Annotated in this window: 17 protein-coding genes; 6 read left to right on the forward strand and 11 right to left on the reverse strand. The window is 68.5% G+C overall.

Going from position 1 to position 9,733, the window contains the following annotated elements; all coding sequences use genetic code 11:
* Positions 1–55: 55 nt before the first annotated feature.
* From ACSQ18_RS15665 to mobC, 5 genes are read right to left on the reverse strand one after another with little or no spacing between them, the layout of a single operon-like run.
* Positions 56–214 carry a hypothetical protein gene (locus ACSQ18_RS15665; RefSeq protein ID WP_436038493.1) on the reverse strand — a complete coding sequence of 53 codons (159 nt, stop codon included), beginning with the start codon at positions 212–214 and terminating at the stop codon, positions 56–58.
* On the reverse strand, positions 211–693 hold the full coding sequence (locus tag ACSQ18_RS15670) for a hypothetical protein (protein ID WP_436038494.1): 483 nt from the start codon (positions 691–693) through the stop codon (positions 211–213). The genes ACSQ18_RS15665 and ACSQ18_RS15670 overlap by 4 nt, the downstream gene beginning before the upstream one ends.
* Positions 690–1,532 carry a hypothetical protein gene (locus ACSQ18_RS15675; protein WP_436038495.1) on the reverse strand — a complete coding sequence of 281 codons (843 nt, stop codon included), beginning with the start codon at positions 1,530–1,532 and terminating at the stop codon, positions 690–692. Before ACSQ18_RS15675 ends, ACSQ18_RS15670 begins: the two co-directional genes overlap by 4 nt.
* A gap of 15 nt (positions 1,533–1,547) precedes the next feature.
* The gene (locus tag ACSQ18_RS15680) at positions 1,548–3,278 is read right to left on the reverse strand and encodes a relaxase/mobilization nuclease domain-containing protein (protein WP_436038496.1); all 1,731 of its coding nucleotides are present in this window, start codon (positions 3,276–3,278) and stop codon (positions 1,548–1,550) included.
* Positions 3,275–3,673: a plasmid mobilization relaxosome protein MobC gene (gene mobC / locus ACSQ18_RS15685; protein WP_436038497.1), complete on the reverse strand. Its 399-nt coding sequence runs from the start codon at positions 3,671–3,673 to the stop codon at positions 3,275–3,277. The genes ACSQ18_RS15680 and mobC overlap by 4 nt, the downstream gene beginning before the upstream one ends.
* A gap of 255 nt (positions 3,674–3,928) precedes the next feature.
* On the opposite strand from mobC, the gene ACSQ18_RS15690 reads away from it, so the two are divergent.
* The 3 genes from ACSQ18_RS15690 (at position 3,929) to ACSQ18_RS15700 (ending at position 5,024) form a co-directional block, all read left to right on the forward strand.
* Positions 3,929–4,300 carry a hypothetical protein gene (locus tag ACSQ18_RS15690; RefSeq protein WP_436038498.1) on the forward strand — a complete coding sequence of 124 codons (372 nt, stop codon included), beginning with the start codon at positions 3,929–3,931 and terminating at the stop codon, positions 4,298–4,300.
* A gap of 266 nt (positions 4,301–4,566) precedes the next feature.
* The gene (locus tag ACSQ18_RS15695) at positions 4,567–4,779 is read left to right on the forward strand and encodes a hypothetical protein (RefSeq protein WP_436038499.1); all 213 of its coding nucleotides are present in this window, start codon (positions 4,567–4,569) and stop codon (positions 4,777–4,779) included.
* Entirely contained in the window at positions 4,776–5,024 is a 249-nt protein-coding gene (locus tag ACSQ18_RS15700; RefSeq protein WP_436038500.1) for a helix-turn-helix domain-containing protein, read from the forward strand. The genes ACSQ18_RS15695 and ACSQ18_RS15700 overlap by 4 nt, the downstream gene beginning before the upstream one ends.
* On the opposite strand, the gene ACSQ18_RS15705 is transcribed toward ACSQ18_RS15700, so the two are convergent.
* The 5 genes from ACSQ18_RS15705 to ACSQ18_RS15725 all read right to left on the reverse strand — a co-directional run bounded on the left by ACSQ18_RS15705 (position 5,005) and on the right by ACSQ18_RS15725 (position 7,666).
* The gene (locus tag ACSQ18_RS15705; protein WP_436038501.1) at positions 5,005–5,592 is read right to left on the reverse strand and encodes a recombinase family protein; all 588 of its coding nucleotides are present in this window, start codon (positions 5,590–5,592) and stop codon (positions 5,005–5,007) included. The two genes, ACSQ18_RS15700 and ACSQ18_RS15705, sit on opposite strands and share 20 nt — an antisense overlap.
* Complete coding sequence (locus ACSQ18_RS15710; RefSeq protein ID WP_436038502.1) at positions 5,589–5,732, reverse strand: hypothetical protein; 144 nt, start codon at positions 5,730–5,732, stop codon at positions 5,589–5,591. Before ACSQ18_RS15710 ends, ACSQ18_RS15705 begins: the two co-directional genes overlap by 4 nt.
* Positions 5,729–6,538, reverse strand: coding sequence for a Fic/DOC family protein (locus tag ACSQ18_RS15715; RefSeq protein ID WP_436038503.1), 810 nt, complete (start codon positions 6,536–6,538; stop codon positions 5,729–5,731). The genes ACSQ18_RS15710 and ACSQ18_RS15715 overlap by 4 nt, the downstream gene beginning before the upstream one ends.
* A gap of 1 nt (position 6,539) precedes the next feature.
* Positions 6,540–6,782 carry an antitoxin VbhA family protein gene (locus ACSQ18_RS15720; RefSeq protein ID WP_099195343.1) on the reverse strand — a complete coding sequence of 81 codons (243 nt, stop codon included), beginning with the start codon at positions 6,780–6,782 and terminating at the stop codon, positions 6,540–6,542.
* Positions 6,783–7,063: 281 nt separating this feature from the next.
* A complete protein-coding gene (locus ACSQ18_RS15725; protein WP_436038504.1) occupies positions 7,064–7,666 on the reverse strand; it encodes a TetR/AcrR family transcriptional regulator in 603 nt (200 codons plus the stop codon).
* A gap of 68 nt (positions 7,667–7,734) precedes the next feature.
* Here ACSQ18_RS15725 and ACSQ18_RS15730 point away from each other — a divergent pair, with 68 nt between their 5' ends.
* Positions 7,735–8,379 (forward strand): DUF1992 domain-containing protein, encoded by a 645-nt coding sequence (locus ACSQ18_RS15730; RefSeq protein ID WP_436038505.1) that lies wholly within the window; start codon positions 7,735–7,737, stop codon positions 8,377–8,379.
* Positions 8,376–8,756, forward strand: coding sequence for a YciI family protein (locus ACSQ18_RS15735; RefSeq protein ID WP_436038506.1), 381 nt, complete (start codon positions 8,376–8,378; stop codon positions 8,754–8,756). The genes ACSQ18_RS15730 and ACSQ18_RS15735 overlap by 4 nt, the downstream gene beginning before the upstream one ends.
* A 52-nt stretch (positions 8,757–8,808) precedes the next feature.
* Here ACSQ18_RS15735 and ACSQ18_RS15740 read toward each other — a convergent pair whose 3' ends face one another.
* Entirely contained in the window at positions 8,809–9,411 is a 603-nt protein-coding gene (locus ACSQ18_RS15740; protein ID WP_436038507.1) for a TetR/AcrR family transcriptional regulator, read from the reverse strand.
* Between the two features lie 58 nt (positions 9,412–9,469).
* Between ACSQ18_RS15740 and ACSQ18_RS15745 the strand changes: the two genes are divergently transcribed.
* Positions 9,470–9,733 (forward strand): hypothetical protein (locus ACSQ18_RS15745; protein WP_436038508.1); only part of this gene is annotated, 264 nt, incomplete at its 3' end.

A 9,733-nucleotide genomic window follows, 5' to 3' on the forward strand; every position in this document is an offset into this window, starting at 1 on the left:
AGAGAGGGACCGGCCCAGTGGGTCGGTCCCTCTCTCGTGCGCTCTGACGGGGGTGTCAGGCGGTCTTGGCGACAGGTCGCGCGTCCGGTTCTTTACCGAATCGACGCACATACACCTGCCGAAGTTCTTGGAGCTGCGCCCGCTCGCGATCGCTGATCGGCTCGGCCTTGCCAGCCGCGATCCGACGCTGCAAGCTGCTCGCCTTCTTCGTCACTTCACCCACGGTAGCCACCTCCATCTGCTACTAGTTTCCGCCGATCCGGCCCCGCTGTCTACGCCGCCGGCTCCCTGCAAGTTCTCGATCGTGCGGACGATCATCGCGCCCTCCGTCTCGGTCGCGTCGCTCAGGAGGGCCACCAGAGCGTCGTTCGCGACCTCTCGGTCGGTCTGGTTGTCCGAACCGGCTTGGCCAAGCGCCCATTCCGCGCGCTTCCACCACTGCTCGCGCGCCGCGTTCTCGCGCGCGATCCGCGTCGACCGGTACGCAGGGTAGAACGCGATCGCCGCCGCGACGATGGCGAACAGGCCCGCCATCGGGGGGCCACTGACCATCGCCCGCCACAGCGCCTCGTCCATCACGACGGGGGTCGAGAACGCGGGATAAGGCGGGAAGGCGCTGCGCAGCCCGTACCCGATCCCGCCGCTGGCCACGACGATCACCGCGATGACCAGCGCCCAGCGTTTCTTGCTCATCGCCCCAGCTCGGTGCGCTGCACCTTGGGCGATCGCGACCGGTTCGGGCGCGCCTTCGCGCTCTGCGCCGGTTGGGCCTTCACCGCGGCGGTGGCGGGCTTGCCCTGGCTGACGTCGGCCGCCATCTTCGCGCTGACGGCTTCCTTGCCGACGCCGCGCTGTTCGAGCTTGTCGGCGTCTCGCTCTCGGCGCTCTGCGGAGTCGTACAGCGGCTCCGCCTTCTCGCGGGTCGCGTCGGCGCGGTTCTGCTCGCGCTCGGCCTGCACCTGTGCCTGCTCCCGCTCGCCCTCGTCGGGGGCGACGTCGGCGCTCGTGCGGGCCGCTTCGACCGCGCGGTCTGCCTCGTCCGCCTGACGGGAGAGCGCGACCGCCTCGGCCTGCTCGGTGGCGCTGCGCTGCCGCTCAGTGTCCGACTGCCGGCGTAGCTGCTCGGCCTCGACGGCTGCCTGGACGGCCGCCGGGTCGGCGCCGGTGTTGTTCACGTCGACGCCGTAGCGGGTGCGGAGCTCGTCGCGGATGCGGCCCTCCGCGCGCACGGCTTCGGGGTCTTCCGATCCCCACGCACGCGCCGTGGTGAGCGCGCCGCCGATCTGCTCCGGTGTGGCTCGGTCCCACCAGTCGGAGCGGTACACGCTGCCCAGCTCGACGCGAGCTGCGCGCTTCTCTGCCTCGAACCGTGACGACAGCTCGCGGGCTTGCTGCTCGCTCTGCGCCTGCGCTCGTCGAGCTGCGTCCTCGCGGGTGCGTGCGAGAGCTTCACCGATCCGCCCCGCCGCGGTGACGGCGATGCGGAGCTGCCCGTCGAATGCCTCCTCGATGCCGTCGCTTTCATCGGCCATGATCTGACTCCTTCCTCATCGCTCCGGGCCGCGATCTGCGCCCGGCTTTGTCGTGGTGCGAGGCCGCTCGGGGTCCACCTGTGGGGGGACCGGCGAGCCGGTGGTCTTGCTGCGGTTCTCCTCCGCGCGCTGCATCTTGTCGAGCGCTTCCTGCACGGATGCGTCGACGATCGCGGAGCGGTCGACCTTCCGTGCGGCCGCCGTGGTCGTCGACGTCGGCGCGGCCGCGGGGGCCGCTTCGAGTTGGCGGCGGACGTTCATCACGCGCTCGCGCACGGCGGTGGCGACGTTCGCTGCCTGGCGCGCCTCTCCCGCCGCTTTGGCGGCGTCGTAGACGGCCTGGGAGAGGTTCATGAGCTGGCGCAGGAGTGCGAGCTGCGCGGCCGTTCCCTGACCGCCTCGCGCGACGCTGGCGAGAAGCATGGTCGCACCCGACATCGCGACCCGGCCGGCGCGCTGCGGCTTCACCGGCCGGCGGTAGGTCTGCGCCGACTTCGCGAGTGCGTCGGATGCCTCGGCCAGGTCGCCGGGCGTCTCCTCGACGGCGTTTGACCATGCCGCGAACGCGCCCGCGGTCTGCCGTGCGACGGTCGACCAGGTGTCGCGGTCGTCGAGCGGGACGGCGCGCAGTTGCTCGCGGAGCTGCGCGACTTCCTCGGTGTGCCGCTGCCACAGCTCGGGGTCTGGTTCGCGCATCTCGCGACCAGGTGCGGCGGGCCGGCGGCCGCGCTTCGCTGCCTGCCACTCGGCGGCTGCGTCGGTCGCTCCCGCCGCGGTGTCGGGCCATCCCTCGCGAAGCCTCGGCAGGGTAAGGTCGCGGCCCATCTGGCCACCGCCGTACCAAATCGGACGCTCGCCGTTGGCGGGCCGGCTCGCTACCGAGTAGCCGGTGATGACGTCCGTGGTGCCTTCGGCAAACCGCGCCCGCACGAGCACGCCGGAGCGGCGTAGCCGACGCACGAACTCGGCTTCGTTCTCGCTCGCGCCCGCCGCTGCTCGGACGCTGCGCGCGAGGTCGTTGCGGGGTGCGTTCAGTCGCACCTCAGCCGTAATGCGTGCCTGTCGTTCCTTCGGGTCGAGACGGTGCCATTCGGGCTGCTCTCCCCCGGAGCGCGCCGCGTGCTGTTCGTGCTTGCGCTGCGCCATCAGCGCCGATCGCTCCTCGACGCGGGCCTGCTCCGCCGGGCTGTAGCCGCGCGTCGCGCGCTCACCCTTCGTCGACTCCAGCTGCTCCAGGCCGTACTTCACTTCGAGGGCACGTGCGGCGTTCTGCGCACGCTGGTAGTCCAGATGTGTCGACGCTTTCGTGCCGTCCTCGCGGACGAGGTTCACGGCGATGTGCACGTGGTCGTTCCCGGCCTGCGAGAGGCCGTGGCGGATCGCGACCCAACGGCACGGGGCCTTGGTTCCGTCGTTGTCGTCGAATCCCATCGCGGACACAAAGTCTTGCGCGATCGCGGCCCACTCCTGATCGGTGCGGATGCCCTCCTCGGCGCGCAGCGACAGTGAGGCGTGCCACACGTGCCCGCCCTTCACGTCGACGCCCATAGCCGTGCGCGGCCGGTCCAGGTGCCGCGCGATCGCCTTCGCGTTCTCCCCGCTCAACTCGGCATCGTCGTACCACGCCATCAGCGCGTGATCGCCGGCCACCAGATGCGGCTCCGTGTGATCGTTGTGGCGACCGCCACCGACGAGGTACGACACCAGGCCAGCCATCCGATCGCCGCGCGTGACGTTCGGCATCATGACAGGCTCAGCTCGTCTACGGCCGCGTCGATGCTCTCCGCGACACGTCGCACCGCGGCGAGCGTGGCGTCTGTCTCTGCCTGACGCTGACCGGTCGCGTTGGTGGCCTTCGCGATCTGGTTGACGTTATTCGACACGGCGGCCAACAGCCGGTGTAGCTCGAACAGCTTCCCGATCGCGTTGCGCCGCTCTGTGACCGTCTCCCCCGTCTCGGATGCGAGGGTCGTCTCGACCAGCAGCCGCGGGATCGTCACGCGCTGAGCGAGCGCAAGGCGCAGCAGCCGGCCCTCCTCCTCGGCCGTCACCTTCACTTCGTGCTTGTGCTGCCGTCCTCCGGGGGCATTCGCGCGCCGACGCCGCTCCGTGCGGGGCTCCGTTGCCGTCTCGTCTGACATGCGATCCCCTTCCTTCGGCCCAGCGCAGCGACCCCGCCCCGTGCGGGGACCACACGTCCAGTGTGCCGCACCCTTTGACGCCTGTCGAGGGGTCAAGCCCACTTAGCCCTGCTAAGTGTTTAGCTTGCTCCGTCCGGGACACCATTCGGGGACCCTCACGTCGACAGACGGGAGTGGTCGAGGCTTCGCCTCGGCCTGCTTTTCATGTGCGGACAGGCCGTCGACTTGCGGCGCTGCGCTTCGTACGATGTGTGCATGGCTACGCAACTGACACCGGCGGAAGCAATCGAGCGCGCGCGGCGTCTACAGGATGACCGCCTGACAGCGGTTCGCACCGTCGCGGAGGCGCGGCAAGCGCTGACCGATGTGCGCGACGAGACGGCGCGTGAGCTGGCCGATCTACAGGCGCGGATCGCTGAGCGGATCGCGACCGCGGAGCGCGCGGACGTGCGCGCCTACTCGGCCGCTTTGAGCGCCGGATGGTCTGCGGACGAACTGCGCAAGATCGGGTTCTCCGAGCCTGATAAGAAGGCGCGCACGCGGCGTCGCCCGACGCGCAAGCCGGCGTCAAGTTCGGCACCCGCGGCCGCCGATGACTCGCAGTCGGAGCCTTCTACGGAGGGGTGATCGCGCGCACGGTTCCGGCCCCACGTTCCGCTCTGCGGCGTGGGGCTTTCGTGTGTCCCCGCGTAGCGGGGTTGCACTCCGCTACCGAGCCCGTCAAGGGCGCTTCGCGTCCCTTCGGGAGAGCCCTGCGGGCTCCCCTTGACCGCCTCTCCGCTGCGTGCAAGGCGGCAAGTGTTCCGAGAAAGCCGGCAGCTCGGCGTACCGCCGAACTTCCTACTTTCATCGGACACACAACAAGGGAATGGGATCGAACGATGAGTGGACGCGTGAGTTTCGCAACGCTGACAACGACCCTGCCGACGTCGGACGATGAGCGCGGCCGGCTCCTGCGGAACGTGAGCGAGCGTGACCAGCAGCTCTACGATTACGGGCGCTCTGGCTACCGGCTCGCGGCATCTGTGACGGTGCCGGGGAGCGACGTCGTGACGGTGATCGACACACTCACTCGCGAGGACGAATCGGGAGGCGATGGACGATGACGCGCTCTATCGCGGTGGAGGTCGCACAGCGCATCCGGCGTGTGCTCGACACTCGCGGCCTGACGGTCGAGTGGTTGTCGGACGCGACCGGGATCAAGCTGCGCACGCTTACCCGGCGGCTGCATCTGACCAGGCCGGCGGGCCTCACCGTCGACGAGCTGAACGCGATAGCCGGCGCTCTCGACGTCGCCCCGGGCGTCCTGCTCCGCGATGACCAGAGCGACGCTACCGCTGCGTCTGAGTGAGTTCCTGATCCGCCCTGCTCAGGGCTCGCGCGACCGTGGACTTGCCGACGCTGAGCACCGCGGCGATGTGGTCGAGGCTGCGATTCTCGGCACGCATCCGCTGCGCCTGTGCGATCTTCTCCGGCGTCATCTTCGACGGCCGCCCACCGACCCGGCCCTGCGCCTTGGCGTGGGCGAGGCCGCGCATCGTGTTCTCCCGGATCGTGTCGACGCGGAGCTGCGCGAACACGGCGACCATCCCGAACAGTGCACGGCCCATCGGGGTCGTGGTGTCGATCATCGGTTCCGTCAGGCTCTTGATGTTCACGCCTCGTCGGTCGAGGTCGTGCAGCGTTTCGATGATGATCCGCTCCGTGCCTCCCAGCCGGTCGAGTCGGCGCACCAGAAGGGTGTCGCCCTCGCGGAGGTAGTCGAGGCACGCGCGCCACTGGGGGCGGTCTGCGATGCGGCTGGACTCGCCGTGGTCGACGAATACTCGAGAAGCGCCGGCCGCGCGCAGCTCGGCCTCCTGGGCGGCGGGGCTCTGCTCCCGCTTGGACACACGGGCGTAGCCGACGACGTTCGTCATCCCTCGGCCTCCTGCTGCTCTCGTGCTCGCCGCTCCTGCTCGGCGGCGAGCTGGTCATAGATCGGGGTGCTCTCCCCGCGCGTGCGCGATCGCTTCACGTCGGATGCTGTCTGCGCGCGCTCGGGCTCGGTCATGGTCATTCCCGGCCGCTCCCCCGGTCGGAGCGGTAGCCAGCGGTGCCCCGGCGGGCCTGGGTGCCCTGCTGCGGGGTGTGCCTCGTCGCGTCGGCTGCGGAACGCGGGTAGGACGCGCTGAGTGCGGACCGTACCTGAGCGGCCCGATCGGGGCCGGCCTGCGGTGCGCTGCGCTCGACGGTCACCGCGGCGAACACCGGCACGAGCGACGTCGGGTCGGGCGCGTAGGCGTACAGGTCGGGGCGGCTGAGCGCCGATCCCGCGTTCCACTGCTCCGGGCTCACGCGGGCGAAGTCGAACCGGTACGGCGACTGCTCGGCCACGTGCGCCATGAACACCTTCGACGTGCGGCCGTTGCCCTCTCGGAATGGGTGGGCCTGGTTGACGTACGCGAACACGGTCGAGGCGGTGGCGATGAAATCGTTCCGGCTGAGCGTGCCCCAGTCCGTCGACGTGACGAGCTGCTGCACGTCCGACAGATACCGGTCGACCTCGCCCGTCTTGACGTCACCGAAGCCTCGCCCCGGACCCTTCGACATGTTGACGGTGCGGTACTCCCCCGCCCACTCGTAGACGTCCTGGAACAGGTGCCCGTGGATCGCGCGTAGGTGCGCCCCGTCGTACGTGCGCGGCACGTCGGCCTCGCCGTTGCCGAGCTGCACGGCGCGCACCGTCGTGTCGGTGTACTCCATCCGAGAGAGCACCTGAGCGTCGCGCTCGTCGTAGAGGTTGCGGAGCGTCCCGATCCCCGTCAGCGGGTCGATCGTGTCGGGGTAGAAGTACGACTCCCAGCTATCGAACTGGGATGCCACGTCAGCGGCCGGCGCCGACGACGCCGGCAGCGCGCCGAGCGGCAGCGTGGCCGCGTCGACGGTACTCCGCGAGGTCGATCGCCCCACGGGTGTAGTCGGTCACGTTCTCAACGTCCTCGCGAGTCGGGGTGAACCCTTCGTGCCATCCCGCGGCGAGGGCCTGGCGCACGCTGTCGCGCTGCGTCTCGTCGAGCTGCGCGAACAGCTCCGGCCACTGCTCCTCGACGGTGAACGTCTCAGCCACGATGGGCTCCCTTCGTCTCCCTACAGTCTACCGTTTATCCCGAAAACGGTCTATAGGAGGTTTCGGCACAAGAGAGTTTCGGCACAGGGTTTCGGCACGGCGTGTCGACGTCGCCGCGGTGCGCTCGGCGCTCGTGCCGGAATCGATCGTTTCCGGTACAGACGCCGCACGAGCGCCCAAACATGTCGATCGATCGGTGCCCCAACGTCGACCGCAACATGAAGGCCACGCTCAGGCTCCTTCGCTGAGGATGCCAGTTCACCCGTCAGGTCGTGCGCTGGTCACGACACAGGACGGAAGAGTCGATCAAGGTGCTGGTCGATGGCTGCGAGAGCTGCGTGTGGTTTGATGACGCCCAGCTCGAGGAGCGGTGCGAAGCCGGTTAGCGCGAGGATGAGGTCTGTTTCGATCGTCGGGTCGCGGTCGGGGGGTATCTGCCCGTGGTTGATCGCCTGTTGGATGAGGTGTTCGACCATTGAGCGGCCGTTGCGGAGTCCGACGCTGGCCTGCTGGTGCAGCGTGGGGTCGTGCATCGCTTCGAGAACGTAGGCCGCGTTCATACGACTGATCGTCCGGGCGTCGGATCGCAGCCGGAGGAGCGCGACGAGGACTACTCGCAGCACGTTGCGTGGATGCGGAGGCTGGTCGAGCGCGGCCACGCCCTGTGTGACCCGCTGTGCCGTCTGATCGGCGGCGAACTCGATCGCGAAGGTCAGCATCTCGGCACGAGAGGAGAAGTAGTGCTGCAGCTGCCCCAGCGACACTCCCGCTTCGCGGGCGACTTCGCGCATGGTCGCTCGCGCCCACCCCTGTCGTTCGACGATCGTCCACAACGCGTGGGCGATGGACTCGCGTCGCTCCCGATGATCGACCTGCTTAGGCACTCCGCCTCCTCGTATCCAATACGCATGACATAATACAGGTGACCGGAAACCAGCTGAGGGGAGGCGGGATGACAGAACCCGGGTCTGCCGCGCCCCTCGCCTTCTATAACCCTGCCGCCTTTGCCTTCGATACGGACACGGTGATCGCGCTGATCGCCGATATGCAGATACGCAAGGCGATCGAGCGCGGCGAGTTCGACAACCTGCCCGGTGCCGGCAAACCGCTCGACCTGTCCGATCATCACGACCCCGACTGGTGGCTCAAGAGTCTCGCGAAGCGGGAGGGGCTCGTGATGCTGCCGCCGTCCATCCAGCTCCGCAAGGATGACGCCGCGCTCGACGGGCAGCTCGATCAGCTCCCGAACGAGGCGGCCGTGCGCGGTGAGGTCGAGCAGTTCAACGAACGGGTGATCCGTGCCCGCTACCAACTCCCCGCGGGGCCGCCGCTGATCACCATGCCACGGGACGTCGAGGCCACCGTGACCGCGTGGGCCGAACGCAGAGCGGCCCACGCCGAGCAATCCCGTCGGCAGGCCGACGACGAGACTCGGGCACGCGAGGAAGCGCAGAGAAATGGCCGCAATCGCCGAGGGCTCTTCCGGCAGCGAACCCACCGGTCCGAACCCCGGGCAGGGGCCGCGGGTTCACCGCCCGTGATTCCCTCCGACGTCGTACCTGCGCACACAAGAATCAACCAAGGAGAAGGACCATGACGCAGTATTTCCTGACCATCCCGCACGACAGCGCCGAGGAGCCGACGATGGAATCGATGCAGGAGTTCGATCCCGCCGAGCTCGCAGCCATGATGGCCGCCGTCGACACGTTCAACACCGACCTGAACGCAGCCGGCGCATTCATCACCGCAGGCGGGCTGCAACCCCCGTCGACGGCGGTCACGGTCGATGCGACCGGGACGGAACCCACGCGTACGCCGGGGCCGTTCGTGCAGGCGACCGAGTACGTCGGAGGGTTCTGGATCATCGACGCGCCCGACCAGGACAAGGCGCTCGCCTGGGCCGAGCAGGCCTCCGCGGCGCTCGGTTCCCGCATCGAGGTCCGCGCCCTCCAGGAAGAACCCGAACAGCCCTGAGTTGAACCTCACCCATCCGCCGTTCGTACCATGGGGACGGCGTTGAGAAGTGTCAGGAGTTCTGGGTGCCGATGGCGCTGGTGATGGCCGCGGCGATGCGAACGGCGAGGTGTGTCGGCGGCTGGTTGCTGTCGCGGAGCCAGGTGATGATCAGCCACGTGACTCCGCCGGCGATGAGTGTCATGAGGTCGTGTGCGGACGTGCCCTGTTCCCGTGTGACGTGTTCGAAGGTCTCGAGGGTGGTGCGTTCAAGGGAGAGTGTGACGAGCGCGCCCAGGAGGTGGAGGTCGCTGGCGCCGTCGAGGACGCGGAGGTAGAAGTCGCGGTGGGCGGCGAGGTGTTCGAGGTCGGGGAGGAACTGGGCTGCGATGAGGTCGTGGAGCTGCTGCCGGGTGAGGTCGGCGATGGGGATCGGGGCGGGGATGGGGCTGGCAGCCGCGAGGCGTCTGAGTGCGGCGGCACGGGCGATGCCGGGGATGTCGGGGAAGTGTTGGTAGAAGGTGGGCCTGGTTACTCCTGCATGCTCGACCAGTTTGGTGATGCTGATGTCTGCCACCGCCTGGGTGTCGAGTAGATCGGTGGCGGCGTCGAGGAGCGCTGCGCGGCTGCGTTGCATGCGCGGATCGTTCACGTCGGCGGTGGTCACGATTTCCATAACGTCAGTCTGACTCAGAGTTGCATAATTTACAATCATAAAATACGCTGTGGGTGTTGTGACCGTCGAACTCGAGGAGCTTGCCGTTATGTCTGTTGTGATGCGGGTGCCACAGCCGCCGACGATGCCGTTCGTGGGGAATTTGCGGGATCTGGACACCGACCGTCCGGTGCAGGGGCTGATGAGGCTCGCGGAGACGTATGGCGGGTTCTTCAAGGTGTCGATTCCGGGGATGGAGTTGTTCGTCGCGGGGTCGCAGGAGATCGTGAACGAGCTGTGTGACGAGACGCGGTTCGGGAAGAAGATCGACGCGACGCTGGAG

The organism is Microbacterium sp. LjRoot45 (assembly GCF_964253325.1).
GTDB lineage: Bacteria > Actinomycetota > Actinomycetes > Actinomycetales > Microbacteriaceae > Microbacterium.